This is a genomic window from Streptomyces sp. Pv4-95 (assembly GCF_045782725.1).
Lineage (GTDB): Bacteria > Actinomycetota > Actinomycetes > Streptomycetales > Streptomycetaceae > Streptomyces.
Genome location: NZ_CP127172.1, coordinates 6,045,398 through 6,072,370 on the forward strand (window position 1 = coordinate 6,045,398; position 26,973 = coordinate 6,072,370).

The following is a 26,973-nucleotide window of genomic DNA, read 5'->3' on the forward strand; positions in this document are numbered from 1 at the left end:
CGCTTTAACTTCGGCCCTGGGTAAGGGGGGCCCTGTCCTGCCGAGAACCCATCTTCGCACTTGTTCCGCGAAGGCGGGACGGCGGGCCGGGCCCGGGGGCGGCGGAACAGCCGCCTCAGGGGGTTACTGGTGCGTACGGGCGTGCGGATTTCGTTGACAGCGAACGCACACCGACGGCCCCGGACGGTGAGTCCGGGGCCGTACGGACAAATCAGGCGAGAGGGGAAAGGGTCAGCCGAGGTCGCCCGCCGCGGTGCGCTCGGCCAGGCGCACCAGGGTGCGCACCGCGGAGCCGGTGCCGCCCTTGGGGGTGTAGCCCCAGGGCGCGCCCTCGTGGAAGGCCGGGCCCGCGATGTCGAGGTGCGCCCAGGTGATGCCCTCGCCGACGAACTCCTTCAGGAAGAGTCCGGCGACCAGGCCGCCGCCCATCCGCTCACCCATGTTGGCGATGTCGGCGATCGGTGAGTCCATGCCCTTGCGCAGCTCCGACGGCATCGGCATGGGCCAGGACTGCTCGCCGACCTCTTCCGCGATCTCGTGGATCGAGGTGCGGAAAGCGTCGTCGTTGCCCATGATCCCGAAGGTGCGGTTGCCCAGGGCGAGCACCATCGCGCCGGTCAGCGTGGCGACGTCCACGATCGCGTCCGGCGACTCCTCCGAGGCGCGGGTCAGCGCGTCGGCCAGCACCAGCCGGCCCTCGGCGTCGGTGTTGAGCACCTCGACCGTCTTGCCGCTGTACATGCTGAGCACGTCGCCGGGGCGGGTGGCGGAGCCGGACGGCATGTTCTCGGCGAGCGCCAGCCAGCCGGTGACATTCACCTCAAGGCCCAGCTTCGCGGCGGTCACGACGGCGGCGAACACCGCGGCCGCGCCGCTCATGTCGCACTTCATCGTCTCGTTGTGACCGGCGGGCTTGAGCGAGATGCCGCCCGAGTCGTAGGTGATGCCCTTGCCCACCAGCGCCAGGGTCTTCTTGGCCTTGGCGTGGGTGTACGCGATCCGGACCAGCCGCGGCGGCGACTGGGAGCCCTGGCCGACGCCCATCAGACCGCCGTAGCCGCCCTTCTTGAGCGCCTTCTCGTCCAGCACCTCGACCTTGAGGCCGAACTCCTTGCCGGCGGCCTGCGCCTGCGCCGCGAACGCCTTGGGGTCGAGGTCGTTGGAGGGCATGTTGATCAGGTCGCGGGCGCGGTTGATCTCCGCGGCCAGCGCCTGGGCGCGCTCGACCGCGGCCTTGAACTCCTTGTCGCGCGGCTTGGCGCCGACGATCGTGGCCTCGCCGAGCGGCGCCGACCTGCCGTTGTCGGCGCCCTTGCCGCTCTTGCCGCCCTGCGCGCCGCTGCTGCGGTACGCGGTGAAGGTGTACGCGCCCAGCAGCGCGCCCTCGCCGACCGCGGCGGCCGCTTCGGCGTCCTCCACCGGCAGGGCGAAGGCGGCCTTCTTGGTGCCCGCCAGCGCGCGGGCGGCGCTGCCCGCGGCGCGCCGCAGCGTCTCGTTGCCGTAACCGTCGCCCTTGGCCGGTGCCTCGCCGAGACCGACCGCCAGCACGACCGGAGCCTTGAGGCCGTCGGCGGCCGGCAGCTTGGTCACCTCGCCCTCGGCACCACTCGCGCCGAGGGTCTCCAGCACGGCGGCGAGCTTGCCGCCGAATGCCTTGTCCACGGTCTCCGCGCCGGGGGCCGCAACGACGCCCTTGGCGCCCTTGGCCACGCCGACGACGACGGCGTCCGCACGCAACGTTGCGGCGGAGGAAGTACTGAGGGTCAGTGCAGTCACGGTGATGAAGGTCCTGTTCCGTCCGGGAATCCGTTCGCGCCCAGGGCGCTGCTGCGGCCGAGCCTACGCTCGGAGGTGCCGCATGGCGCCGCCCGATGTCGCGCCGGCCTGCCACGCGGCGTTGACGGCCCCCACCCGCCCCCTGCCGAACCGGCCACCGGCAAAGGGGAGTTGGGCGCTTTGTGGCGATTACGCCGCATTGGCCCGAAGGGTCGGGGCGGTGGGCCGGCCGCACCGAATGAGAGGTGTGCCACACGGCGGTGACGTGACGTCAGTGCGGACCGGGTGGGTCCGCGCGGTGACGCGGTCGGCTCAGCCGAGCGAGAGCGCGATCAGGGCCGTCAGTCCCGCGCACTCCGCGAGCGCGCCGAACACATCGCCGGTCACCCCGCCGAACCGCCGCCGGCAATGCCGGAGCAGCAGTTCGGACAGTCCGAGGCCGAGCAGTACGGCAAGGCCGGCGTGCAGTGCGCCGTACGGGCCGAAAGCGGCGCCGCCGGCCGCGCACAGGGCCGTCACCAGTGCGGCGCAGAGCAGCGCGGCGCCGGCCGGTACGGTGCCCGCGACCGCGGCGCCCAAGCCCTCGGGGCGGGCGGCCGGAACCCCCGTGCGGGAGGCGAGCGTCAGGGCGCAGCGCGCGGTCATCGCCGCGGTGACGGCCGCCAGCACCCCGCGCCCCCAGCTCTGCGCGTACAGCTCGCCCAGCGCGGCCACTTGGGCCAGCAGGACGAACAGCAGGGTGATCACCCCGAAGGGGCCGATATCGGACTGCTTCATGATGCGCAGCGCGTCCTCGGCCGGTTTGCCGCTGCCCAGGCCGTCGACGGTGTCGGCGAGCCCGTCCAGGTGGAGGCCCCGGGTGAGGGCGGCGGGGACCGCTGCGGTGCCGACGGCGGCGAGCAGCGGGCCGCCGCCCAGCAGGAGCAGCGCACCGCCGAACGCGGCCGCGGCCACGCCGACGACCAGACCGGCCAGGGGTGCGCAGAGCATCCCGCCGCGGGCGGTCGGTCGGTCCCAACGGGTGAGGTGCACCGGCAGCGCGGTCAGCGTCCCGAAGGCGAACCGCAGGGCGTCGGAGGGGGCCGGGGGCTCGGGGGTGTCGCTCACCGGCGCAGGCTATCCCGGCCCCCTCCGGCGCTAAATTGGCCTCTACGCGACAAATGGGGAGCATGTGGGATGGATCACTGGTGGTTCCGCAACATCGTCGAACCCGGGAAGCTGCCGCTCCTCCTCGCCCTCGGCTCCTTCGTGCTCACCTTCCTCGTCACCCGCGCCATCACCCGCCTCATCCGCGCGGGCAAGGGACCCTTCCGCAACGTCACCCCCGGCGGGGTGCACATCCACCACGTCGTCCCCGGGGTGATCCTCATGGTCGTCGGCGGCTTCATCGCCCTCGCCGGGGGCAGGCGCGGTTTCGGTTCCGGTGTCGCGGCGGTGCTCTTCGGTATGGGGGTCGGCCTGGTCCTGGACGAGTTCGCGCTGATCCTGCACCTGGACGACGTGTACTGGAGCGAGGCGGGCACCAAGAGCGTGGAGATCGTCTTCCTCACCGCCGCCCTGGCCGGGCTGATCCTCTGCGGCTTCCTGCCGTTCGGCGTCAACGAGCTGAGCCCGGACGAGACCAGCGACCGCCTCCACGTGGTGCGGACGGTGGGTGCCAACTTCTTCTTCGTGCTGATCGCGCTGGTCAAGGGCAAGGCCCGGATGGCCGTCGTCGGGACGTTCGTCCCCTTCGTGGCCCTCTTCGGTGCCGTCCGGCTGGCCCGGCCCAACTCGCCCTGGGCCAAACGCCTCTACCGCGACCGGCCCAGGGCACGGGCGCGCGCGACGGTGCGCGCCTACCGCCACGACCTGCGCTGGAACTCGGTCCGCCGCAGGATCGAGTACCTCATCGGGGGCGCCCCGAGCCGCTGACGCGACGCGCACCGTCCGGGCCGCGCCGGCCGAAAACCCGCAGCTCTCCCACCGCGCACACCACCAGCACCACCAGCACGGCAGCGACATGCTCCTTGCCGGCCAGGTTGTTCTTGATGAACACCACCTCGATGACCATCGCGGCCGACACCAGGGCGCAGGACAGCCAGGCGCGGTGGTGCCAGCACACGAAGACGGCCAGGCCCACCACGGCCGCCGACGGGCCGGTGTCGATGACGTAGGCGTCCGAGTCCGGCAGGCCGAAGGGGCTGTCCGCGCCGGCCCAGAGGCCGAGCCGGGCGTACATCGTCCCGGCGAGCGTCGCGGTGTAGGCGACGGCCAGCGTCCGCCACCGGCCCAGACAGATCTCGGCGATCCCGAAGACCACCAGTATCTGCGCCAGTGCGCCCCAGACCGGCAGGTCCAGCGCGGGAACGAACAGCGACAGGGGCGTCCGCAGCAGGGCCAGCCACAGGTGCTCGTCGGCCTGCACCGACCCGATGTTCTGGATCGGCCGGTAGCCCCACGACTGGTTCTGCACGAACTGGAAGGCCAGCGTCAGGCACACCGCGGTGAGCGTCATCGCGATCGCGCGCAGCTTCCGCGCGGCCAGCGCGGACCGCACGGTCCGCAGCAGCGGTCCCCACTCCGCACGCGCGGCGCGACGCAGGGCCGGCTCGCTCATCTCGGGTTCTTCCGGTGCCCGCGGAGCCGCCCCGTCGGCGGGCCCGGTGCCGCCGGGCAGCCCGGCGCCGGGGCGGAGACGGCCCCGGTACGCGGCGAAGGGGTGCGCATGGCGACGAGCATGGCCCGCGGTTCCCGTGGCGGGCGGTATTTCGCAGGGGTGCGGGAGAGCGATTCCATCTGCCACCGCCGGGAGGAGAGGCTGAGCGGCGCGCGCCACCGGCACCGCACCGGGCCCGCGTCGAATCGCGATCCGCGAACGAAGACGGAAGGTGACATCACGGAGTTCAGTGGGATCCGGGTGATCTGCGCCTCTTGCGCCCGCCCGCTCCGGCGTCGTGCCGCGGCCGGTGTGCGTCGTGCCGCCTGCTTCACCGGCGTCCGTGGCCGCCGCCGGGGGAGCGTTCCGTCGCATCATCGGCGCCGCGGTGCGCACGGCGCCGCGCCGCCACCAGGGGCCCGCAGGGCGGTCATCATCCGGACTCAAGCGACATCTCCCATGAAGAGCGATCTTATGGGGATGCCACTGACGGGGCCGGAGCGGTCCCGATGTGTGACCGCTCCGGCCCGTGGTGCCGGCCGCTACCGGCCGGTCGTGCTCAGTCGCGTACGGGCAGTTCCGCCGCCAGAGCCGCCGCTGCCCGCACCAATGGCAGGGCCAGCAGCGCCCCCGTCCCCTCCCCGGCAGTGACGCCGTGGTCGAGCAGGGGGTTGAGCGCGATCCGGTCCAGCGCCTTGCCCTGGGCGGGCTCACCGCTCGTCTGCCCGGCCACCCACCAGTCCGGCGCCCGGAACGCCACCCGCTGCGCGACCAGCGCGCAGGCCGCGCCGACCACACCGTCCAGGATCACCGGCGTGTGGCGCACCGCGCTCTGCAGCAGGAAGCCCGTCATCGCCGTCAGGTCCGCGCCGCCGACCGTGGCCAGCAGCTCCAGCTGATCGCCGAGCACCGGCCGGGCCCGGCGCAGCGCGTCGCGGATCGCCGCGCACTTGCGCATCCAGGCAAGGTCGTCGATCGGCGCACCGCCGCGCCCCGTGACGACCGAGGCGTCGGTCCCGCACAGCGCCGCGATCAGCGTGCTCGCGGCGGTCGTCCCGCCCACGCTGAGATCGCCGAGCACCACCACATCGGTGCCGGCGTCCGCCTCCTCGTCCGCGATGGCCATACCGGCCCGGAACGCCGCCTCGGCCTCCTCCGCGGTCAGCGCGTCCTCGACGTCGATCCGGCCGGATCCGCGGCGCACCCGGTGGCGGGAGACCTCCGCGGGCAGCTCGTCGGCGTCGCAGTCCACCGCCATGTCCACCACGCGCACCGGCACCCCGGCCCCGCGCGCCAGCACGGCGGCCGGGCTCGCGCCGTCCAGCACGGCGCGCACCAGGTCCTTCGCGGTGCCGGCCTCACGGGCCGAGACGCCGAGCTTCGCGACCCCGTGGTCGCCGGCGAACAGCAGCACCCGCGGCTGTGCGACGGGCCGCACCGGCACCTGGTGCTGGGCGGCGGCCAGCCACTCGCCCAGCTCGTCGAGGCGGCCGAGCGCACCCGGCGGCACCGCAAGCCGGGCCCGGCGCTCCTCGGCGTCACGGCGCACGCCGCCGTCGGGGCGCTCGATCAATTGGGCGAAGTCATCGAGGTTCAGGGCGCTCATTGGGCGCAGATTACCGGCATCGCGCCGCCGGCGAGGCGGCCCGGTACCGGCCGGCCCCACCTGCCGGCCTGCCCGTCCCGGCTGCCTGTCCCACCCGCGCGGCCGGCCGGCCTCATCGGTGCGGCCCGTCGGCCTCCCGGCGATCCACCGGATCTCCGCCCGCCCTTGGGCCGTGCCCGCCGCTACCGGGCCGCGAACCGCACCTCGACCACCAGGGGAGCCACTGCGCGCACGCCCGGCAGCCGGGTCCGCCACCATCCCTCGGACCTCGTCAACCACTGGCGCAACAAAGGGATTTCGCGCACCTCGGCGATGCCGGGATGGGCACTGGCCATCCGTGCCAGGCCGGCCCGGTCGAGGCCCCACCGGGAAGCCGGCGACCGGCCGTCCGACAGCCCGGCACACCACCGGGTCAGCGCGGTGACGCGCCGTGGCAGTACGTCAAGGACCAGCGCACCACCGGGAAACCGCTCCGCGCAGGCCGCGAGCAACGCCCGCACCGCGGACGGCGGCATCCGCGTCAGCACCCCCGGCGCCACGACGACGACCCCGCGATCCGGCCGCGGCACCGCGTCCAGCCACCGGTGATCGGTCACGGCGCACGGGACCGTACGCCACCGGGGGCCGTCCGGCAGCAGCATCCGGCGCATCGCGGCGGTCGCCGGCGGCTGCACCGTCAGCCAGGTCAGCAGCCCGTTGTCCAAGCGCCAGAAGCCGGTGCCCAGCCCCTCGCCGAGCGCGACCACCGTCGCCTGCGGAGAGCGCGCCACGTAGGCCAGGACCGCCGCATCGAAACACCGCTCCCGCGGCCCGGGGGACCGCGACCCGCCGCCACCCCTGTCCGCGCCGGTGGCGCACCGCGGCTCCCGCACGATGCGGACACCGGCTGCCGCGCGGCCCGCCGCAGCCGGCGGTACGGTCGTGGGCGATTCGGATTCGGTCACGGGTCAAGGGCACCCGCCGCGGCGCCCCCGGGCAAGCGGACACGGGCCGCTCCCGCGCCCTGTCATCCACGCAGCGCAAGCGCCTGGCCCGCGACGACCAGCAGCAGCTGCTCGCACTCGGCGCCGAACGTGGCGTTCAGCCTTCCGAGTTCATCGCGGAAGCGGCGGCCCGCCGGGGTGGCCGGGACCACCCCGGAACCCACCTCGTTGCTCACCGCCACCACCGGGCGCCGGGTGGCCCGGAGAGCCGCGACCAAGGCGTCGGTCCGCTCCCGCAGGGCGCGCCGGCCACCGGCCTCCCATGTCTCGTCGTCCCACGCCCCGACCTCGTCCATGGCATGCGTCAGCCACAGCGCGAGGCAGTCGATGAGCAGCGGCGAGGCATCCGCGGGCCGGCCGGTGCCCGGGTCGGCGCCGGGGCCGGTGTCCGCGAGCAGCGGCACCAGATCGCAGGTCTCCTCCGTACGCCAGCCGGCGGGGCGCCGCTCGCGGTGCAGCGACACCCGCTGCGCCCACTCCGTATCGCCCTCCCGGGTGCCGCCGGTGGCCACGTACAGCACCTCGGGGAAGGTCGCCAGCCGCCGTTCGGCCTCCGCCGACTTACCGCTGCGCGCGCCGCCCAGCACCAGGGTGCGGCGCGGCAGATCGGGCACGGCGTGATACTCGCCGACCACCAGCGAGCTGCCGTCCGGCACCGCGCGGGCGCCCGCCGCCGCCAGCCTGCGGTGCAGCTCGGGGCCCGGCGGCACACCGTGGTCGATGTGCACCGCGACCACATCGGTCGCCGCGTCCACCGCTCCGCTCGCGCGCAGCCGGGCCAGGGCGTCCGGCCGCTCCAGCACGTCCAGCAGCACCAGGTCGTACGGGCCGCTGCCGCCCATGCCCTCGTAGCCGCCGCCCCGGTTCTCCCCGCCGAGCCCGGCCGGTGCGGCGCCCGGGGGCAGATACAGCAGCCGCTCCCCGCCGGAGCCGCCCACCTCGTAGCCGGTGCCGGGAATGTCCACGGCGATGGCCCGTACCCGGTGTCCGTCGAGCAGCGCCAGCTCCCGCCCGTCCGCGACCCGGCCGGGCTGCGGCAACCCGGCAGGCACCTCAAGCGCCGGCCCGTCGTGCGGGTGCGAGAGCAGCACCTGCCGTACCCCGGCCAGCGACTGGCCGGCCCGGGCGGCCGCGAAGGCGGGGCCCGGCGTCAGGTCGATGAGCAGCGCGCCGTCGATGAGCAGCGCGGTCGCCGCCCGCGCCTCGCCGCCGACGGCGGTGGCACAGGCGGCGCACGGGCAGCCGGGGCGCGGCAGCCCCTGCGGGGCTCCGGTGCCAAGGAGAGTCAGTTCCACCTGCCGAGTTTCTCGCGTCCGTGCCGCCCGGGCGCGCGGGGGGACCTCTCGACACGGCCGTTAGGCTGCGGATCAGCACGAAAGCACGACATCACGGCCGCGGCAGGCCCGCGGTCCGCGGTGGCACAGACACGTACTCGGTGGGATCCAGGAGGCGGACATGGCGTGGACGTGGCGGTTCGAGAAGGCGGACGGTACGGAGATGGCGCCCGCGGTGGAGCCGGAGGAGTTCACCACGCAGGGGGACGCGGAGTCCTGGGTCGGTGAGGAGTGGAAAGCCCTGCTCGACGGCGGGGTGGACCAGGTCAGGCTTTTCGAGGACGGTACGGAGATCTACACGGCCCCGATGAGTCTGCACGCCGACGCGGACTGAGTCCGCGAGCCGATCGACCAAGGGGCGCCCGCCGGCCTTACGGCCTGCGGGCGCCCCTTGTCGTCGTCAGATTGTCGTCGTCAGAGCCGGCCGGCCGGGGCCGTCAGCCGCGGACGCCGCACAGGTGCAGCAGCGCGGCGACCGCGCGGTAGGGGTCCGTGCGGCCCGCACGGTCCTCCGCGGCCAGCAGCTTCCGCCACTCGTCGGCGGACTCCGGGGTGGTGGCGTCCACCGCGAGATCGGTGAGGACCCGGACGCCGTACCAGGTGTGCAGCGGAGCGCCGCTCCCCGCGAGCGTGGCGCGCAGCGCGTCCAGCCGGTCGGCGCGCACCGGCAGCCCGAGGCGGTTGGTGTAGGCGGGCGAGTCGAAGGCCGCAAGCGCCGTGTCCCAGTCGCCGGACAGCCCGGGCCGCATCGCCAGCGCGTCGGCGTTGCGGACGACCAGGGACAGCAGACCGCCGGGTGCCAGCACCCGGGCGAGGCCCGCCAGCATCGGATCCGGGTCCGGTACGTACATCAGGACGCCGTGGCACAGCACGACGTCGAAGGAGCCGGGCAGGAAGTGCACGCCGGTCTCCCGGCCGTCGCCCTCCATCAGCCGGACCCGGTCCTGGATTCCGGCCGGCTCCGTGGCCAGCGCTTCCTGCGCGGCCCGGAGCATCTTCGGGTCGGATTCCAGTCCGGTCACCTGATGGCCGGCCCGTGCCAGCCGCAGGGCCTGCGTGCCCTGCCCCGGGCCCACGTCGAGCACCCGCAGCCGCTGCCCCACCGGGAAGCGTGCGGAGATCTGCTCCTCCAGCTGGCGCGCCACCAGCTCCTGACGGACGGTGTTGCGCAGTCCGCCCAGGCCACCGAGCCAGGCATCGGCCCCGCCTCGGAACCCGGACGGACTCCGGCTCAGGGCCGCTCTCCGCGCTTGACCTGCGGCTTCGGCAGCCGCAGTCGACGCATCTGGAGGGTGCGCATGACGGCGTAGGCCTTGACGCCCTTCTGGCTCTCGTTCGGGAAGCGCGCGGTGAGCTGCTTGCCCAGACGGAACCAGATGCCGACCGAGTCCAGCACGATCAGCACGATGATCACGAGCCAGAGCAGCAGCGCGATGTTCTGGATCTGCGGGACGCGGACCATGGTGAGCACCAGGATCACCACGGCCATCGGCAGGAAGAACTCCGCGACGCACCAGCGTGAGTCGACGAAGTCGCGGGCGAACCGGCGCACCGGTCCCTTGTCGCGCACCGGCAGATAGCGCTCGTCACCGCTGGCCATGGCCTCGCGCTGCTTGGCCATATCGGCACGTCGGGCCTCGCGCTGGGCCTTTGACGCCTCCTTGCGGTTGGTCGGCGTATGCGCACGCGAGCGGCGCTGCGACTGGGCGTCGCTGCGCTTCGGCGTCGGCCGCCCCTTGGGGGCCTGCGGGTCGCGGGGCTGCTGGGGCTGGTCCGCGGTCACCTTGGCGGTCGCGGCCTGCTCATCCTTCGAACGGCTTCGGAACACAACACCCAAGGGTACGTGGTCGGCGGGTGTGGGCCATCGTCCGACGGGGAACGATCCGGCAACGGCGCGTCCCCGCGCCCGGTGACGTACCAGGACGGAGCGGACGCCACGGCCGTTCTCCGGCGCTTCCTACTCCCTGGGCGGGAGAAGGCGTACTCCCTGATCGTCCTGGAGGAGGAGCGCATCCGGGTCCGAACAGTGCGGTAATGGAACCAAGGCCCGTACTGTGGGGTCTGTAGATGTGCTGGAGCCTAAGCCCGATGTAAAACTCGGTCAGAAGGGGGCGCGCGAGGCCCATGAGCGGTGTCATGAAGCGGATGGGGATGATCTTCCGCGCGAAGGCCAACAAGGCCCTGGACCGGGCCGAGGATCCGCGCGAGACCCTCGATTACTCGTATCAGAAGCAGCTGGAGCTGCTCCAGAAGGTGCGTCGCGGTGTCGCCGATGTGGCGACCTCCCGCAAGCGCCTGGAGCTGCAGCTCAACCAGCTCCAGGGCCAGTCCTCCAAGCTGGAGGACCAGGGCCGCAAGGCGCTCGCGCTCGGCCGGGAGGACCTCGCCCGCGAGGCGCTCTCCCGTCGCAGCGCGCTGCAGCAGCAGGTCACCGACCTGGAGGCGCAACACCAGACGCTGCAGGGCGAGGAGGAGAAGCTCACCCTCGCGGCGCAGCGGCTGCAGGCCAAGGTCGACGCCTTCCGTACGAAGAAGGAGACCATCAAGGCCACGTACACCGCGGCCCAGGCCCAGACCCGGATCGGCGAGGCATTCTCCGGCATCTCCGAGGAGATGGGCGACGTCGGCATGGCCATCGAGCGTGCCGAGGACAAGACCGCGCAGATGCAGGCGCGGGCCGGCGCGATCGACGAGCTGCTGGCCTCCGGGGCGCTGGACGACCCGACCGGCATGGCCAAGGACGACATCACCGCCGAGCTGGACCGGCTGTCCGGCGGCACCGATGTCGAGCTGGAACTGCAGCGGATGAAGGCCGAGCTCGCGGGCGGCCCGTCCGCCGGCAAGCAGGCCATCGAGCCGGGCCAGGGCGGCGAGGCCCAGCCGTCGCAGCAGCAGGACCAGCCGCGTTTCGACAAGCAGTGACGGTCGGCGGCGGATAGCCTCGCAGGGATCGTCGGACCGGACCAAGGGAGACCGTCGTGATCGTACGGATCATGGGGGAGGGCCAGGTGAAGCTGGACGATGCCCACTTCACCGAGCTCAACAAGCTGGACGATGAGCTGCTCGCCGAGATGGAGAGCGGCGACGACGACGGCTTCCGCCGGACGCTCGGCGCCCTGCTGGACGCGGTGCGCCGGATGGGCACCCCCCTGCCCGACGACGCCCTGGAGCCGTCCGAACTCATCCTGCCGTCGCCGGACGCGACGCTCGAAGAAGTCCGGGAGATGCTCAGCGACGACGGCCTGATCCCGGGCTGAGCGCCCGGCCGGCGCGGACCCGTGGTCCGTACCGGCCGTGTGCCGCCTTCCACTCCAGCGCACAACGACAGCGCCCCGGCCCCCTCGTGGGACCGGGGCGCTACCGTTTGCTCTTGTGACCTCACCCGAACCCGGCCAGGACGCGCCCCGCGCGGGCCGCTTCCCGTGGTACCGGACGCATCCGCTCGCGTTCGACGCCGTGCTGGCGGTGGGCGTCTTCGCGGCGATCCTGTGCGGCGCGGTGGCCGACCCGCACGGCCCGCACGGCCCGCGGTTCGGCGCCCGCGAGCTGTCGGCCACGACCGTGGTGCTGGCCGCCCTGGCCTGCTCCGCGCTGGTGCTGCGCCGCCGGCTGCCGCGATCGGTCCTCGCCGCCACCGGGTCGCTGACCATCGTCGAACTCATCGTGCAGTCCAGCGATCCACGGGCCCCCGTGGCGGCCTCCGCCGTGGTCGCCCTCTTCACCCTCGCCTCCCGCACCGACCGGCCCACCACCTGGCGGGTCGGCGCGCTGACCGTCGTCGGGCTGACCGCCGCCGCGATGCTCTACGGCGCGAGCCCCTGGTACGCGCAGGAGAACCTGGGGATCTTCGCCTGGACGGGCATGGCCGCGGCGGCGGGCGACGCGGTACGCAGCCGCCGGGCCTACATCAACGCCATCCGTGAGCGCGCCGAGCGGGCCGAGCGGACGCGTGAGGAGGAGGCCAGACGCCGGGTCGCCGAGGAACGGATGCGCATCGCCCGCGAGCTGCACGACGTCGTCGCCCACCACATCGCGCTCGTCAACGTGCAGGCCGGCGTCGCCTCGCACGTCATGGACAACCGGCCCGACCAGGCCAAGCAGGCGCTGGCGCACGTACGCGAGGCGTCCCGCTCGGCGCTGGAGGAACTCCGCGCCACGGTCGGCCTGCTGCGCCAGTCCGACGACCCGAAGGCGCCGACCGAACCGGCGCCGGGGCTCGGCGTCCTGGACCAGCTCGTCGAGGGGTTCACCCGCGCCGGACTCCCCGTCGAACTGGAGATTCCGCGGCCGCCCGACGCCCTGCCCGCCTCCGTCGACCTCACCGCCTACCGGGTGGTCCAGGAGGCGCTGACCAACGTCCACAAGCACGCCGGCGAAGGCGCCCGCGCGACGGTGCGCATCGTCAGGTCCGACGCCGCGCTGTCGGTGACCGTCCTGGACGACGGCGCCGCCGCGGAGCCGGCCGGGCCGGAGGAGAACGGCGGCGGCCACGGACTGATCGGAATGCGCGAGCGGGTCTTCGCGCTCCGCGGCACCGTCGTGACCGGGCCGCGCGCCAACGGGGGATTCCAGGTGCGGGTCACCCTGCCGCTGCAGACCGTCCGTACGGGGGAGACCGCATGACGATCAAGGTATTGCTCGCCGACGACCAGACGCTGCTGCGCAGCGCGTTCCGCATACTCGTCGACTCCGAGCCCGACATGGAGGTGGTCGGGGAGGCGTCCGACGGCGCCCAGGCGTACGAACTGGCCGCGTCCAGCGTCCCCGACGTGGTGCTGATGGACATCCGGATGCCCGGCGTGGACGGCCTCGCCGCCACCCGCATGATCAGCCAGGACCCGAAGCTGACCGGCGTGCGGGTGGTCATCCTGACCACCTTCGAGGTCGACGACTACGTGGTGCAGTCCCTGCGCGCCGGTGCGAGCGGCTTCCTCGGCAAGGGCGCCGAGCCCGACGAGCTGCTCAGCGCCATCCGGATCGCGGCGGCCGGCGAGGCGCTGCTCTCCCCGGTCGCGACCAAGGGGCTGATCGCCAAGTTCCTCGCGCAGGGCGACAGTTCGGCCGACGGCGGGCCCGGCGGCCGCGGCGCCGAGCGGCTCTCGACGCTCACCGGCCGCGAGCGGGAGGTGCTGGTCCTGGTCGCCGGCGGGCTGTCCAACGACGAGATCGCCGAGCAGCTGGCCGTCAGTCCGCTGACCGTCAAGACGCATGTGAACCGTGCGATGGCGAAACTCGGGGCCCGGGACCGGGCGCAGCTGGTGGTCATCGCGTACGAATCGGGACTCGTACGCCCAAGGGTGCAGTGAGGGCGAGGGGCCCGTACTCCGAACGCTGTACGACCCCGGCCCCGAAACCGACCTGCGAGCGAGGGAAAGTGGCCCTGCCAGGGTCGATGGTGTAGGTGGGCCGGTGCAGGCCCCCGGGGACGCGACCCGGACGGGGGCGGAGCAGGCCGCCGCGCCCCGGTCCTCCGGCGCGCCCGGCCGACCCTTTCAGAACAGAAGAGAGACGCCACCCATGTCCTGGCTGTCCCGACTCAGCCTCGTACAACGGGGCCTGATAGCGCTGATGTCGATCGTGGCGATCGCCTTCGGCGCCATCGCGATACCTCAGCTCAAGCAGCAGCTCCTGCCCTCCATCGAACTCCCCATGGTGTCCGTGCTTGCGCCGTACCAGGGCGCGTCCCCCGACGTCGTCGAGAAGCAGGTGATCGAGCCGCTGGAGGACGGCATCCAGGCGGTCGACGGCATCAAGAGCGTCACCTCGACGTCGAGCGAGGGCTCCGGCGTCATCATGGCGCAGTTCGACTACGGCAACGACTCCAAGCGCCTGGTCGCCGATGTCCAGCAGGCTGTGAACCGGGCCCGTGCGCAGCTGCCGAAGGACGTCGACCCGCAGGTGGTGGCCGGCTCCACGGACGACATACCCACCGTCGTCCTCGCGGTCTCCTCCACCACCAAGGACCAGCAGACGCTCGCCGACCAGCTGGACCGCAGCGTCGTCCCGGGCCTGAAGAACATCGACGGCGTCGGCCAGGTCACCGTGGACGGCGTGCAGGACCGGATCGTCGCGGTCACCCCCGACGACAAGAAGCTCGCCGCCTCCGGGCTGAGCGCCGCCGCCCTCGGCCAGGCGCTGGAGGCCGGCGGCACCTCGGTGCCGGCCGGCTCGTTCGCCGAGGACGGCCGGAGCAGGACCGTCCAGGTCGGCGCGGGATTCAGCTCGGTCCGCCAGATCCAGGACCTCATGATCGCCCCGAGCCCGGCGGCGGGTGGGTCCGCGGCCCCGGGCGGCGCGGCCGAGCCGGTCCGGCTGGGTGACGTCGCGAGCGTCAAGGAGAAGCCGGCGGCGCCGACCTCGCTGACCCGCACCGACGGCAAGCCCAGCCTCGCCGTCATGGTGACGATGGACCAGGACGGCAGCGCCGTCGCCATCTCCGACGCGGTCAAGGACAAGCTGCCCCAGATCCGTCAGGACCTCGGCAAGGGCACCGACGTCACGGTCGTCTCCGACCAGGGCCCGGCCGTCTCCAAGTCGATCGAGTCGCTGACCACCGAGGGCCTGCTCGGCCTGATCATGGCCGTGATCGTGATCCTGGTCTTCCTGCTGAGCCTGCGCTCCACGCTGGTGACGGCGGTCTCCATCCCGCTCTCCGTCGTCATCACCCTGATCGTCCTGTGGACCCAGGACCTCTCCCTGAACATGCTCACCCTCGGCGCGCTGACCATCGCCATCGGCCGCGTCGTCGACGACTCCATCGTCGTCCTGGAGAACATCAAGCGGCACCTGGGCTACGGCGAGGAGCGCCGCTCGGCCATCCTCACCGCCGTCCGCGAGGTCTCCGGAGCGATCACCTCCTCCACCCTCACCACCGTCGCGGTCTTCCTCCCCATCGGCGTGGTCGGCGGCATGGTCGGTGCCCTCTTCGGCTCCTTCTCGCTCACCGTCACCGTCGCGCTGCTCTCGTCCCTGATCGTGTCGCTGACGGTCGTGCCGGTGCTCTCGTACTGGTTCCTGCGCGCCCCGAAGATCCCCGAGGGCACCGACCCCGAGGAGCTGCGCCGCGCGGCCGAGGAGAAGGAGACCCGCAGCCCGCTCCAGCGGATGTACGTCCCGGTGCTGCGCTTCGCCACCCGCCGCCGTGTCACCAGCCTGGTGATCGCGGTCGTCATCCTCATCGGCACCTTCGGCATGGGGCCGCTGTTGAAGACCAACTTCTTCGACCAGGGCGACCAGGACACCCTCTCCGTCAAGCAGGAGCTGAAGCCCGGCACCAGCCTGGGCGCGTCCGACGCGCAGGCCAAGAAGGTCGAGAAGCTGCTGGCCGGCACCGACGGCGTCGAGGACTACCAGGTCACCGTCGGCTCCTCCGGCTTCATGGCGGCCTTCGGCGGCGGCACCGGCGCCAACCAGGCCTCGTACCAGCTCAAGCTCGCCTCCGACGCGGACTCCGGCAAGGTCTCCGACGACCTGCGGGCCGGGCTCGACAAGCTCGGCAAGGACATCGGCGAGACCACGGTCACCGCGGGCGGCGGCTTCGGCAGCCAGGACCTGAGCGTGGTGGTCAAGGCCGGTGACGCCGACGTCCTGCGGGCCGCCTCGGAGAAGGTGCGCAAGGCCGTCGCGGGTCTCGACGACGTCACCGACGTGCAGAGCGACCTGGCGCAGAGCGTGCCGCGGATCTCCGTCAAGGCCAACGCCAAGGCCGCGGCGGCCGGTTACAACCAGGCCACCCTCGGCGCGGCGGTCGCCCAGGCGGTCCGCGGTACCACCAGCGGCAAGGCGCTGCTGGACGACACCGAGCGCGACATCGTCATCATGGCGGCCCACCCGGCCACCACCGAGGCGGAGTTGCGGAACCTGGCCGTCCCGACGCCGGCCGGCCCGGTCGAACTCGGCGAGATCGCGACCGTGCGGACCGTCCCCGGTCCCGTCCAGAAGACCCGGATCGACGGCGCGCGCTCGGCGACGATCACCGCCAAGCCGACCGGTGACAACACCGGCGCGGTCAGCACCGCGCTGCAGAGCGAGATCAAGGCGCTCGACCTGCCGGACGGCGCGACCGCGGAGATCGGTGGCGTCTCGCAGGACCAGACCGAGGCGTTCTCCTCGCTCGGACTGGCCATGCTGGCGGCCATCGCGATCGTCTTCATGCTGCTGGTCGCGACCTTCAAGTCGCTGGTGCAGCCGCTGATCCTGCTGGTCTCGATCCCCTTCGCGGCGACCGGCGCGATCGGCCTGCTGGTCGCCACCGGCACCCCGCTGGGCGTGCCGGCGATGATCGGCATGCTGATGCTGATCGGCATCGTGGTCACCAACGCCATCGTGCTGATCGACCTGATCAACCAGTACCGGGCGCAGGGCCACGGCGTGGTGGAGGCGGTCATCGAGGGCGGCCGGCACCGGCTCCGCCCGATCCTGATGACGGCGCTCGCGACGATCTGCGCGCTGCTGCCGATGGCGCTGTCCATCACCGGGGACGGCGGTTTCATCTCGCAGCCGCTCGCAGTGGTGGTGATCGGCGGTCTGATCACCTCGACGCTGCTGACGCTGCTCCTCGTCCCGACGCTCTACGCCATGATCGAGCTGCGCAAGGAGCGCCGCGCGAGGAAGAAGGCGGCCAGGAACGCGGACGCGGCCCCGGCCGGGAAGGACGACCGCACCCCGGAGCCGGCGGGCGTCTGACCGCCCCTCGGGCCACCTGCACGACCACGAAAGGGCCGGGCCCGCACCTCAACGGTGCGGGCCCGGCCCTTCGGCTTCCGGCACGCCTACGGCAGCGCCAGCATCCGCTCCAGCGCCAGCTTGGCGAAGCTCTCGGTCTCCTTGTCGACCTCGATGCGGTTGACGACCTTGCCGGCCGCCAGCGACTCCAGCGTCCAGACCAGGTGCGGCAGGTCGATGCGGTTCATGGTCGAGCAGAAGCAGACCGTCTTGTCGAGGAAGACGATCTCCTTGTCCTCCGCGGCGAACCGGTTCGCCAGCCGCCGGACGAGGTTCAGCTCGGTGCCGATCGCCCACTTCGAACCGGCGGGCGCGGCCTCCAGGGCCTTGATGATGTACTCCGTCGATCCGACGAAGTCCGCGGCCGCCACGACCTCGTTCTTGCACTCGGGGTGCACCAGGACGTTCACGCCGGGGATCCGGGCCCGCACGTCCTCGACCGACTCCAGCGAGAAGCGGCCGTGCACCGAGCAGTGCCCGCGCCACAGGATCATCTTGGCGTTCCGCAGCTGCTCGACGGTCAGCCCGCCGCCCGGCTTGTGCGGGTTGTAGACGACGCAGTCCTCCAGCGACATGCCCAGGTCGCGGACGGCGGTGTTGCGGCCCAGGTGCTGGTCGGGCAGGAAGAGCACCTTGCCCGTCGAGGGGTCCCCCTGCTCGAACGCCCACTCCAGAGCCCGCTTGGCGTTGGAGGAGGTGCAGATCGTGCCGCCGTGCTTGCCGGTGAACGCCTTGATGTCGGCCGAGGAGTTCATGTACGACACGGGCACGACCTGCTCGGCTATGCCGGCCTCGGTCAGCACGTCCCAGCACTCGGCGACCTGCTCGGCGTTGGCCATGTCGGCCATCGAGCAGCCCGCGGCCAGGTCGGGGAGGACGACCTGCTGGTCGTCGGTGGTGAGGATGTCCGCGGACTCCGCCATGAAGTGCACACCGCAGAAGACGATGTACTCGGCGTCCGGCCGAGCGGCGGCGTCCCGCGCGAGCTTGAAGGAGTCGCCGGTCACATCGGCGAACTCGATGACCTCGTCGCGCTGGTAGTGGTGCCCGAGGATGAAGACCTTGCCCCCGAGCTTCGCCTTGGCCGCGCGGGCGCGCTCGACGAGGTCGGGGTCGGACGGAGCCGGCAGGTCGCCGGGGCAGTCCACGCCGCGCTCGCTCTTCGGGTCGGCCTCGCGGCCGAGGAGAAGCAGCGCGAGCGGGCTCGGCTGGACGTCCAGGGGCTGGGCGGTGGTCACGACACGCACCCTCTCTTTTCTTCGATGAGCGCGGCGCAGCCGCACACCAGTGGAGCCGGTGCGTGCACACCGGGAGCCTTTTCGTCTATTTGACGCTATCTATCATAGCTCCTTCACGTCACTTTGACGATGGCCATTGTGTCGATGTGACGCATCCGCCCCGCCGCTCGTGCGGGCGGCCACAGTCAACCGCGCGCCGGTGTGCGAGCATGAAGAGAGAACCCTTGCGGGCAGTGTCCGGAAGGCTTCTCGACAAGTTGAGCCCAGCCGGAATTTATCCGGGACGTCTCTGGTTGCAGAGTTCTGCATCCGATGACAAGCGGTCCGTACAACCCGGGAGAGATGTAGATGAGCGTTCAGGACGAGACCACCGTCAGCGACGGCATCATCCTGTCCGACGCGGCCGCGTCGAAGGTGAAGGGCCTGCTGGAGCAGGAAGGGCGGGACGACCTCGCGCTGCGGGTGGCTGTTCAGCCCGGTGGCTGCTCCGGACTGCGCTACCAGCTCTTCTTCGACGAGCGCTCGCTCGACGGTGACGTCGTGAAGGACTTCGACGGCGTCAAGGTCGTCACCGACCGGATGAGCGCCCCCTACCTGGGTGGTGCCTCGATCGACTTCGTGGACACCATCGAGAAGCAGGGCTTCACGATCGACAACCCGAACGCCACCGGCTCCTGCGCCTGCGGCGACTCCTTCAGCTAAGAGTCAGCGGGAAGAAAAGCGGCGCCCCTCGGGGCGCCGCTTTTCGCTGTTCCCGGACCTCGTCACTGCTTCGGCACGGACTCACCCGTCGACACATCGACGACCTTGCGGCCGTCCAGCGGCTTGTCCAGGGTCACCGTCTTGGTGAACTCCTTGGCGATCTTGACGCAGACCTGGCCCGGCTTCTTGTCCTTGCCGGTCACCTTGGTCTTCACCGTCTTGCCCGACTCCTCGGCGCTGACCGAGTACGTGCTGCACACGCCGCCCCAGAAGTGCAGGGTGAGCTTCTTGCCGCCGTCGGCGACGGCGTACGACTCCAGTGCCATCGCCCCGGGCTTCCCGGAGGGCTTCTGCGGCGACTGCCCAGGGCTGTGCGACGTGCCGTCGCCGTCCCGGTGCGCCAGATACGCCGGGTCCACCGCCGGGTGCGCGACCGTCGACAGTGCGTCCGGGCCGTTGCTCGCGCCCGGCTGGTGCACCTTGTACAGCCACGACGGCACCAGCGCCTGCCGGCCGTCCACGTACTGCACCGAGAGCCCGAAGACCGCGCCGGTCACCTCGGCAGGCTTCTGCGCCCGCGTCGGCGCCGGCTCGCAGGGCGCGACACCGCCGCCGCTGCGGCCCTTCTCGGTCTGCGGCGAGGCGCAGTCACCGGGCTTGTTGCGGCCGTCCCGCGAGTTCAGCCGGTCCAGCGTCTTGTCCGCGTTCAGCACCGGATAGTCCGCGCCCTTGGCCGGATTCGCCAACTGGCCGCTGCCGCCCACCACTTGACCGTCCGAGCCGACCTGCAGATCGCTCTGCCAGCCGTACGTCGGCAGGCCGCCGAGCACCGGGTCCGCGGTCACGATCCGCACCGCGCCGGACAGCCCGCTCGCGTCCAGCTTCGCGTCCTGCCGGCCGAGCGCCTTCAGCGCGGGCTGCACCGCCTGCTTCGCCTTCTCCTGCGACACCGCGCCCTTGCCGCTGCCGTCGTCCTCCGTCGAGGCGTCCCCGCCGCCGCGGTAGGACGGGCAGCCGGGCCGGCTCGACGGGTCCGAGCCCTCCGCATCGCCCTTGGGGGTGGCGGGCAGCGCGCAGTTCGTCCCGCCCGGGGTGCCGTACTGCGTGTACGTCCACGAGCCCGAGCCGGTCTTGTTCACCTGGAGGACGGGGCTGCGGGCATCCCGCGTCAGCCCTCCGACCTTCCAGGTGTTGCCCTCCGACCGGACCTTTCCGGCCACATCCAGCGCCTTGGCCAGCCGTTCCACCGCGGCCTTGCCGATCTGCCCCTGCGGTCGGTACACCGGCGCGGAGTCCGGCCCGTCCGGCAGCTTCTCGACCGCCCGGTAGTTCGAACCCTGCGGGTTGGGCTCCCCGGCGGCGATCCCGCCGCCGCCGTAGCCGTCGAGCGCCAGTGGCGGCGGGTCCTTCTTCGCCCCGGCGTCCGCGGCGGAGTCCCCGCCGCTGGACGCGGACGACGCCCAGTACGCCGCACCGCCGCCGGCGAGCAGCACCGCAGCGGCCATCGAGGCGACCACCAGGGGGGTGCGCCGCCTGCGCTCCGTGGACGTCGGGGTCTCGGTGGTGTCCTCGGTGTTCACCGCATCGCTCCTTCGGCTCCGCTGGACATCTGACGTGCCATCCTCCGTGAGGGGGACGCCGATGGGACGGGCCGGGGGTGCGTGCGGTTCCCTTCAGGGGCCTTTTCAGTCGCCGTATTCGGACATACCGTCGACGAGCGCCGCGGAAGCCGCGGAGACCTTGATACCGCGCAGATCGGACGCGCTGCCGGGGGCCGGTGCGGACCGCTCGCCGGCCTTCCAGTGAGGTGCCATGCGTGCGCAGTCCCCGCGCAGCTGGTCGAGCGACTCCGGATCCCCGGTGGAAACCGCGGCGGAACGAGGGGTGACGGCTTTCACATTGTTGGCCATAGCGGAACCGTACGCACCCCTCGGCCTGCGGAGAAAGCCCTACTATTGGGTAGTTTTGTCAGGTAGGAGGGTCTGCTGCTACCGGGTAGCGTTGCTCTCCGTCCGTCCGCCCTCACGCCTTCCGCAGGAGCAGACCCGTCGTGCGTATCGCAGTCACCGGCTCCATCGCCACCGACCATCTGATGACCTTCCCCGGCCGCTTCGCCGACCAATTGGTCGCCGATCAGCTGCACACGGTCTCCCTCTCCTTCCTGGTCGACCAGCTCGACGTCCGCCGCGGTGGCGTCGCCGCCAACATCTGCTTCGGCATGGGCCAGCTCGGCACCGCGCCGATCCTGGTCGGCGCCGCGGGCAACGACTTCGAGGAGTACCGGGCCTGGCTCGACCGGCACGGCGTGGACACCCGCTCGGTGCGCATCTCCGAGGTCCTGCACACCGCGCGCTTCGTGTGCACCACCGACGCCGACCACAACCAGATCGGCTCCTTCTACACCGGCGCCATGAGCGAGGCCCGGCTGATCGAGCTGCACACCGTGGCCGAGCGGGTCGGCGGCCTCGACCTCGCCCTGATCGGCGCGGACGACCCCGAGGCGATGATCCGGCACACCGAGGAGTGCCGCAGCCGCGCGATCCCCTTCGCGGCCGACTTCTCGCAGCAGATCGCCCGCATGGACGGCGAGGCCATCCGCACGCTCATGGAAGGCGCGGCCTACCTCTTCTCCAACGAGTACGAAAAGGGCCTGATCGAGTCCAAGACCGGCTGGACCGCCGACGAGATCCTCGCCAAGGTCGGCACCCGGGTGACGACCCTGGGCGCCAACGGCGTCCGCATCGAGCGGGTCGGCGAGCCCGCCATCGAGGTCGGCGTCCCGGAGGAGACCACCAAGGCCGACCCGACCGGCGTGGGCGACGCCTTCCGCGCCGGCTTCCTGTCCGGCCTGGCCTGGGGCGTCGGCCTGGAGCGCGCAGCGCAGGTCGGCTGCATGCTGGCGACGCTGGTCATCGAGACCGTCGGCACCCAGGAGTACGAGCTGCGCCGCAGCCACTTCCTGGACCGCTTCACCAAGGCATACGGCCACGAGGCCGCCGGCGAGATCCAGGCCCACCTGGGCTGACCCGGCCGCACCGGTCAGACGCGGCGCCGCACCACATACGCGGCGCCGCGTTCCGCTGCCCGCTCGCCGACGTACTCCTGCTCACGCATCGCGCACCAGGCAGGGATGTCCAGCCGGGCCGCCTCGTCGTCGGACAGCACCGTCACGGTGTCACCGACCGGCACCCGGCCGATCACCTTCGCCAGCTCGATGACCGGGATCGGGCAGCGCCTGCCGAGTGCGTCGACCACCGTCCCGGCGGGGGAGCCTTCCGCCGGAGCCGGCGCGACCGCCTCCTCCGGCGCGCTTCCCGCGCCCGCCCCGTCCGCGGCGGCCGGCACCGTCGCCGCGGACTCCCCGGCGGGCACGCCCAGCCGGTCCCGCACCGAGCGCACCGTCTCCGGCAGCACCTCCAGGAACCGGTCCACCTCCGCCTCGGACGTGCCGTACGGCAGCGAGACCCGCACATTGCCCTCGGACAGCACCCCCATCGCCCGCAGCACATGGCTCGGGATCAGCGTGCTGGACGTGCACGAGGAACCCGACGAGACCGAGAAGCCCGCACGGTCCAGTTCGTGCAGCAACGTCTCCCCGTCCACGTAGAGACAGGAGAAGGTCACCATGTGCGGCAGCCGGTGGACGGGGTCGCCGACGACCTCCACATCCGGTACCAGCTCCGGCACCCGGGCCCGGATCGTCTCCACCAGCCCCCGCAGCCGCGCCCCTTCGTCAGGTCCCGACTCCGCGGCCGCGCGCACCGCCCGCAGGGAAGCCGCCGCGGCCACGATCGCCGGAAGGTTCTCGAACCCCGCTGCGCGCCCCGACTCCCGCTCGTCCAGGGGCCCCTGGGGCGAAAACCGGGTGCCCTTGCGGACCACCAGCAGTCCGACGCCGGGCGGCCCGCCCCACTTGTGCGCGCTTCCCGCCAGCAGCGACCAGGCGCCGGGCACCCTTCCCCACTGGAGGGACTGCGCGGCGTCCACCAGGAGGGGCACACCCGCCTCCCGGCAGAGCGCGGCTACCTCCTCGACCGGCTGTTCGGTTCCCACCTCGTGATTGGCGGACTGCAGGCAGACGAGCGCGGTGTCCGGGCGCAGCGCGGCGGCGACGTCCTCGGCCGCCACCCGGCCGGCACGGTCCACGGCCACCTCCGACACCGTGCCGCCCGCGGCCGCGTGCACCTCCGCGGCATGCAGCACCGCGGAGTGCTCGACCGAGGAGTGCAGCAACCGGCGCCCGACACGCCGACGGGCCGCGAGCGCGCCGAAAATTCCGGAATGTACGGCCTGCGTCCCCGAAGGGGTGAAAACCAGCTCGTCGGGGCGGCACCCCACGGCCTCCGCCGCCGCCTCCCGCGCGGCGTCCAGCAGCAGCCGGGCCCGCCGCCCCTCGCGGTAGAGACGGGCCGGGTCGGCCCAGCCCTCGTCCAGGGAGGCGAGCAACGCGTCCCGGGCGACGGGATGCAGGGGAGCGGCGGATGCGGCGTCGAAGTAGGGCACGTACGAGACGTTAGATGACCGGCCGGGCCACCGCTCCGGGCGCAGGGGCGCGGAGGTGGGCGGGCCGGTGGGAGGGCAGGAGGGCGCCGCCGGGCCGGGTGTCGGGCGCGTCGTCAGATGCCTGGTGGAAGCGGCGATTCGGGAGCTTTGGGGGCGGCGCGGGAGGGGCCCGGCCACCCCTTCGGGGTGCCGTGCGGCGCGTTGGGCACCCTCCCCGCGCGGCCCCAAATAGCGTCCAGTAGGGTTTGGTCCGCATAAACATCCAAACCCCTGCCCGTGCCAGGGCCGGCGACCGACCAGCGAGACGGCCGCAGCCGGTCTCGCGGGCGAGACTCTCGGGAAGGCGCTACGTGAGTCCCAACGGCTCCGACCGCTCGTCGCGGCGCCCGATGCGGCGGAAGCTGCCGCAGGTGCTTGCTGCGGGCCTGGTCCTGGCGACCGCGACTGGTTGCACATATAAGGACTTCCCCCGCCTCGGCATGCCAACGCCCGTCACCGACGAGGCGCCGCGGATCCTCTCTCTTTGGCAGGGCTCCTGGGCCGCCGCCCTCGCAACGGGCGTGCTGGTGTGGGGCCTGATCATCTGGAGCGTGATCTTCCACCGTCGCAGCAGGACCAAGGTGGAGGTCCCCGCGCAGACGCGGTACAACATGCCGATCGAGGCGTTGTACACGATCGTCCCGTTCATCATCATCGCGGTGCTTTTCTACTTCACCGCGCGTGATGAGAGCGAACTCCTCAAGACTTCCAAGAAGCCGGACCACGTCGTGAACGTGGTGGGCTTCCAGTGGAGCTGGGCGTTCAACTACCTGGAGGACGTGGACGGCAACAAGTCGACCTCGGCGATCGACTCCAAGGAACTCTCCGCCATCCCCGACAAGTGGAAGAAGAGTGCTCCCGCCGGCGCCGACGGCGTCTACGACGAGGGCACTCCGGGCGAGCGGAATCCCCAGACGGGCAACCCGGGTCCGACCCTGTGGCTGCCCAAGGGCGAGACCGTCCAGTTCGTCCTGACGTCGCGTGACGTCATCCACTCCTTCTGGGTGGTGCCCTTCCTGATGAAGCAGGACGTCATCCCGGGCCACACCAACGTCTTCGAGGTGACTCCGAACCACGAGGGCACCTTCATGGGCAAGTGCGCCGAGCTCTGCGGCGTCGACCACTCCCGGATGCTCTTCAACGTCAAGGTCGTCTCCCCCGAGCGGTACCGGGAGCACTTGAAGGACCTGGCGAAGAAGGGCCAGACCGGTTACCTGCCGTCGGGCATCGAGCAGACGGATCACGCCAGGAACGCGGAGACCAAAAACCAGTGAGCATCCTCAACGAACCTCAGGGTGCCGCCGCCGATTCGGCTCCGGCAGCACCGCCCGTACGCAAGAAGCAACCGGGTATCGCCGTGGTGAAGTGGCTCACGACCACTGACCACAAGACCATCGGCACGATGTACCTGGTCACGTCGTTCGCGTTTTTCTGCGTCGGCGGCCTGATGGCGCTCCTCATGCGCGCCGAGCTGGCCCGTCCCGGCACGCAGATCATGTCGAACGAGCAGTTCAACCAGGCGTTCACGATGCACGGCACGATCATGCTGCTGATGTTCGCGACGCCGCTGTTCGCCGGTTTCGCGAACTGGATCATGCCGCTGCAGATCGGCGCGCCCGATGTGGCGTTCCCGCGGCTGAACATGTTCGCCTACTGGCTCTACCTCTTCGGCTCGCTGATCGCGGTGGCCGGCTTCCTCACCCCTCAGGGTGCGGCGGACTTCGGCTGGTTCGCGTACTCGCCGCTCTCGGACGCGGTGCGTTCGCCGGGCGTCGGCGCGGACATGTGGATCATGGGTCTGGCCTTCTCGGGTTTCGGCACGATCCTCGGTTCGGTCAACTTCATCACGACGATCATCTGCATGCGTGCCCCTGGCATGACGATGTTCCGGATGCCGATCTTCACGTGGAACGTGCTGCTGACCGGTGTGCTGGTTCTGCTGGCGTTCCCGGTGCTGGCGGCGGCGTTGTTCGCGCTGGAGGCGGACCGTAAATTCGGTGCGCATGTCTTCGACGCGGCCAATGGCGGCGCTCTGTTGTGGCAGCACCTGTTCTGGTTCTTCGGGCATCCGGAGGTGTACATCATCGCGTTGCCGTTCTTCGGCATCGTTTCCGAGGTCATTCCGGTGTTCGCGCGGAAGCCGATGTTCGGTTACATCGGTCTGATCGCGGCGACGATTTCGATTGCCGGTCTTTCGGTGACGGTCTGGGCGCACCACATGTATGTGACGGGCGGCGTGCTGTTGCCGTTCTTCTCCTTCATGACGTTCCTGATCGCGGTGCCGACGGGTGTGAAGTTCTTCAACTGGATCGGCACGATGTGGAAGGGCTCGTTGTCCTTCGAGACGCCGATGCTGTGGGTGATCGGCTTCCTGATCACGTTCACCTTCGGTGGTCTGACCGGTGTCATCCTGGCTTCGCCGCCGATGGACTTCCATGTGTCGGACTCGTACTTCGTGGTGGCGCACTTCCACTACGTGGTCTTCGGCACGGTGGTGTTCGCGATGTTCGCCGGCTTCCACTTCTGGTGGCCGAAGTTCACCGGCAAGATGCTCGACGAGCGGCTGGGCAAGATCACGTTCTGGACGCTGTTCATCGGCTTCCACGGCACGTTCCTCGTCCAGCACTGGCTCGGCGCCGAAGGCATGCCGCGGCGTTACGCGGACTACCTCGCCGCCGACGGCTTCACGGCGCTGAACACCATCTCGACGATCAGCTCGTTCCTGCTGGGCCTGTCGATCCTGCCCTTCATGTACAACGTCTGGAAGACGGCGAAGTACGGCGAGAAGATCGAGGTCGACGACCCCTGGGGCTACGGCCGTTCGCTGGAATGGGCTACGTCCTGCCCGCCGCCGCGGCACAACTTCCTCACGCTGCCGCGCATCCGCTCCGAATCCCCGGCGTTCGACCTCCACCACCCGGAGATCGCCGCTCTGGAGGAGTTGGAGAAGCCCCACGGCTCCGAGGTCGCCAAGGCCGTCATCGGCGGTAAGGAGGAGGGCAAGTGAAGATCCAGGGCAAGATGTTCATCTGGCTCGCTGTCTTCGTCCTCGCCATGGCGGTCGTCTATGGCGTCTGGTCGAAGGAGCCCGCGGGTACCACCGCACTGTTCCTGGCCTTCGGCCTGTGCATCATGATCGGCTACTACCTGGCCTTCACGGCCCGGCGGGTGGACGCGGGTGCGCAGGACAACGAGAACGCCGAGGTCTCGGACGACGCGGGCGAGCTGGGCTTCTTCAGCCCGCACAGCTGGCAGCCGCTGTCCCTGGCCATCGGTGGCGCGCTCGCCTTCATGGGCGTCGTCTTCGGCTGGTGGCTGCTCTACTTCTCCCTCCCGGTGATCCTCGTGGGCCTGTTCGGATGGGTTTTCGAGTACTACCGCGGTGAGAACCGCACGCAGTAAACGCGGCCCACAGGCCGTACGGGCGGGC

General features: G+C 71.5%; 24 protein-coding genes. 12 read left to right on the top strand and 12 right to left on the bottom strand.

The genetic code is table 11. The annotated features are described in order from the left end of the window. Nucleotides 1-231: 231 nt before the first annotated feature. Both QOM21_RS26445 and QOM21_RS26450 read right to left on the bottom strand, forming a co-directional pair. The gene (locus QOM21_RS26445; protein ID WP_407553515.1) at nucleotides 232-1,776 is read right to left on the bottom strand and encodes a leucyl aminopeptidase; all 1,545 of its coding nucleotides are present in this window, start codon (nucleotides 1,774-1,776) and stop codon (nucleotides 232-234) included. Between the two features lie 312 nt (nucleotides 1,777-2,088). Beyond that, nucleotides 2,089-2,883, bottom strand: coding sequence for an adenosylcobinamide-GDP ribazoletransferase (locus tag QOM21_RS26450; protein WP_407553516.1), 795 nt, complete (start codon nucleotides 2,881-2,883; stop codon nucleotides 2,089-2,091). Between the two features lie 69 nt (nucleotides 2,884-2,952). Between QOM21_RS26450 and QOM21_RS26455 the strand changes: the two genes are divergently transcribed. Further along, nucleotides 2,953-3,690, top strand: coding sequence for a hypothetical protein (locus tag QOM21_RS26455; RefSeq protein WP_407553517.1), 738 nt, complete (start codon nucleotides 2,953-2,955; stop codon nucleotides 3,688-3,690). On the opposite strand, the gene QOM21_RS26460 is transcribed toward QOM21_RS26455, so the two are convergent. The 4 genes from QOM21_RS26460 to QOM21_RS26475 form a co-directional block, all read right to left on the bottom strand. Next, nucleotides 3,665-4,375, bottom strand: coding sequence for a hypothetical protein (locus tag QOM21_RS26460; protein ID WP_407553518.1), 711 nt, complete (start codon nucleotides 4,373-4,375; stop codon nucleotides 3,665-3,667). The two genes, QOM21_RS26455 and QOM21_RS26460, sit on opposite strands and share 26 nt — an antisense overlap. A gap of 598 nt (nucleotides 4,376-4,973) precedes the next feature. Continuing rightward, a complete protein-coding gene (locus tag QOM21_RS26465) occupies nucleotides 4,974-6,020 on the bottom strand; it encodes a nicotinate-nucleotide--dimethylbenzimidazole phosphoribosyltransferase (protein WP_407553519.1) in 1,047 nt (348 codons plus the stop codon). Nucleotides 6,021-6,202: 182 nt separating this feature from the next. Next, the gene (locus tag QOM21_RS26470; protein WP_407553520.1) at nucleotides 6,203-6,964 is read right to left on the bottom strand and encodes a class I SAM-dependent methyltransferase; all 762 of its coding nucleotides are present in this window, start codon (nucleotides 6,962-6,964) and stop codon (nucleotides 6,203-6,205) included. 62 nt (nucleotides 6,965-7,026) lie between these two features. Then, nucleotides 7,027-8,298 carry a bifunctional adenosylcobinamide kinase/adenosylcobinamide-phosphate guanylyltransferase gene (locus QOM21_RS26475; RefSeq protein ID WP_407553521.1) on the bottom strand — a complete coding sequence of 424 codons (1,272 nt, stop codon included), beginning with the start codon at nucleotides 8,296-8,298 and terminating at the stop codon, nucleotides 7,027-7,029. Nucleotides 8,299-8,458: 160 nt separating this feature from the next. On the opposite strand from QOM21_RS26475, the gene QOM21_RS26480 reads away from it, so the two are divergent. Next, on the top strand, nucleotides 8,459-8,671 hold the full coding sequence (locus QOM21_RS26480) for a hypothetical protein (protein ID WP_407553522.1): 213 nt from the start codon (nucleotides 8,459-8,461) through the stop codon (nucleotides 8,669-8,671). A gap of 103 nt (nucleotides 8,672-8,774) precedes the next feature. Here the strand turns inward: QOM21_RS26480 and QOM21_RS26485 are convergent, their stop codons facing one another. Together QOM21_RS26485 and QOM21_RS26490 are read right to left on the bottom strand one after the other, a co-directional pair. Beyond that, the gene (locus QOM21_RS26485) at nucleotides 8,775-9,509 is read right to left on the bottom strand and encodes a methyltransferase domain-containing protein (RefSeq protein WP_407555830.1); all 735 of its coding nucleotides are present in this window, start codon (nucleotides 9,507-9,509) and stop codon (nucleotides 8,775-8,777) included. 59 nt (nucleotides 9,510-9,568) lie between these two features. Beyond that, on the bottom strand, nucleotides 9,569-10,165 hold the full coding sequence (locus QOM21_RS26490) for a DUF3043 domain-containing protein (RefSeq protein WP_407553523.1): 597 nt from the start codon (nucleotides 10,163-10,165) through the stop codon (nucleotides 9,569-9,571). A gap of 296 nt (nucleotides 10,166-10,461) precedes the next feature. Between QOM21_RS26490 and QOM21_RS26495 the strand changes: the two genes are divergently transcribed. The 5 genes from QOM21_RS26495 to QOM21_RS26515 all read left to right on the top strand — a co-directional run bounded on the left by QOM21_RS26495 (nucleotide 10,462) and on the right by QOM21_RS26515 (nucleotide 17,022). Then, nucleotides 10,462-11,259, top strand: coding sequence for a PspA/IM30 family protein (locus QOM21_RS26495; protein ID WP_407553524.1), 798 nt, complete (start codon nucleotides 10,462-10,464; stop codon nucleotides 11,257-11,259). Nucleotides 11,260-11,315: 56 nt separating this feature from the next. After that, on the top strand, nucleotides 11,316-11,594 hold the full coding sequence (gene pspAA, locus QOM21_RS26500) for a PspA-associated protein PspAA (protein ID WP_393892209.1): 279 nt from the start codon (nucleotides 11,316-11,318) through the stop codon (nucleotides 11,592-11,594). A 115-nt stretch (nucleotides 11,595-11,709) separates the two neighbouring features. Further along, nucleotides 11,710-12,960, top strand: coding sequence for a sensor histidine kinase (locus QOM21_RS26505; RefSeq protein WP_407553525.1), 1,251 nt, complete (start codon nucleotides 11,710-11,712; stop codon nucleotides 12,958-12,960). Beyond that, complete coding sequence (locus QOM21_RS26510) at nucleotides 12,957-13,643, top strand: response regulator (RefSeq protein ID WP_393892211.1); 687 nt, start codon at nucleotides 12,957-12,959, stop codon at nucleotides 13,641-13,643. Before QOM21_RS26505 ends, QOM21_RS26510 begins: the two co-directional genes overlap by 4 nt. A 211-nt stretch (nucleotides 13,644-13,854) precedes the next feature. Continuing rightward, complete coding sequence (locus QOM21_RS26515) at nucleotides 13,855-17,022, top strand: efflux RND transporter permease subunit (protein WP_407553526.1); 3,168 nt, start codon at nucleotides 13,855-13,857, stop codon at nucleotides 17,020-17,022. A gap of 86 nt (nucleotides 17,023-17,108) precedes the next feature. On the opposite strand, the gene nadA is transcribed toward QOM21_RS26515, so the two are convergent. Then, nucleotides 17,109-18,299, bottom strand: a complete 1,191-nt coding sequence (gene nadA / locus QOM21_RS26520; protein ID WP_407553527.1) for a quinolinate synthase NadA — start codon at nucleotides 18,297-18,299, stop codon at nucleotides 17,109-17,111. 348 nt (nucleotides 18,300-18,647) lie between these two features. On the opposite strand from nadA, the gene QOM21_RS26525 reads away from it, so the two are divergent. Beyond that, nucleotides 18,648-19,001, top strand: a complete 354-nt coding sequence (locus tag QOM21_RS26525) for an iron-sulfur cluster assembly accessory protein (RefSeq protein WP_362614785.1) — start codon at nucleotides 18,648-18,650, stop codon at nucleotides 18,999-19,001. 62 nt (nucleotides 19,002-19,063) lie between these two features. On the opposite strand, the gene QOM21_RS26530 is transcribed toward QOM21_RS26525, so the two are convergent. Together QOM21_RS26530 and QOM21_RS26535 are read right to left on the bottom strand one after the other, a co-directional pair. Beyond that, on the bottom strand, nucleotides 19,064-20,581 hold the full coding sequence (locus QOM21_RS26530) for a hypothetical protein (RefSeq protein WP_407553528.1): 1,518 nt from the start codon (nucleotides 20,579-20,581) through the stop codon (nucleotides 19,064-19,066). A gap of 105 nt (nucleotides 20,582-20,686) precedes the next feature. Beyond that, entirely contained in the window at nucleotides 20,687-20,911 is a 225-nt protein-coding gene (locus tag QOM21_RS26535; RefSeq protein WP_393892215.1) for a hypothetical protein, read from the bottom strand. Between the two features lie 140 nt (nucleotides 20,912-21,051). Here QOM21_RS26535 and QOM21_RS26540 point away from each other — a divergent pair, with 140 nt between their 5' ends. Next, a complete protein-coding gene (locus QOM21_RS26540) occupies nucleotides 21,052-22,026 on the top strand; it encodes a carbohydrate kinase family protein (RefSeq protein WP_407553529.1) in 975 nt (324 codons plus the stop codon). A 14-nt stretch (nucleotides 22,027-22,040) separates the two neighbouring features. On the opposite strand, the gene QOM21_RS26545 is transcribed toward QOM21_RS26540, so the two are convergent. Beyond that, the gene (locus QOM21_RS26545; RefSeq protein ID WP_407553530.1) at nucleotides 22,041-23,504 is read right to left on the bottom strand and encodes a cysteine desulfurase/sulfurtransferase TusA family protein; all 1,464 of its coding nucleotides are present in this window, start codon (nucleotides 23,502-23,504) and stop codon (nucleotides 22,041-22,043) included. A 350-nt stretch (nucleotides 23,505-23,854) separates the two neighbouring features. On the opposite strand from QOM21_RS26545, the gene coxB reads away from it, so the two are divergent. Genes coxB through QOM21_RS26560 form a run of 3 tightly spaced genes read left to right on the top strand, consistent with a single transcriptional unit; the run spans nucleotide 23,855 to nucleotide 26,945 of the window. Further along, nucleotides 23,855-24,817: a cytochrome c oxidase subunit II gene (coxB, locus tag QOM21_RS26550; RefSeq protein ID WP_393892218.1), complete on the top strand. Its 963-nt coding sequence runs from the start codon at nucleotides 23,855-23,857 to the stop codon at nucleotides 24,815-24,817. Next, nucleotides 24,814-26,550, top strand: a complete 1,737-nt coding sequence (gene ctaD, locus QOM21_RS26555) for a cytochrome c oxidase subunit I (RefSeq protein WP_407553531.1) — start codon at nucleotides 24,814-24,816, stop codon at nucleotides 26,548-26,550. The genes coxB and ctaD overlap by 4 nt, the downstream gene beginning before the upstream one ends. Next, complete coding sequence (locus QOM21_RS26560; protein WP_407553532.1) at nucleotides 26,547-26,945, top strand: cytochrome c oxidase subunit 4; 399 nt, start codon at nucleotides 26,547-26,549, stop codon at nucleotides 26,943-26,945. Before ctaD ends, QOM21_RS26560 begins: the two co-directional genes overlap by 4 nt. Nucleotides 26,946-26,973: the final 28 nt, after the last annotated feature.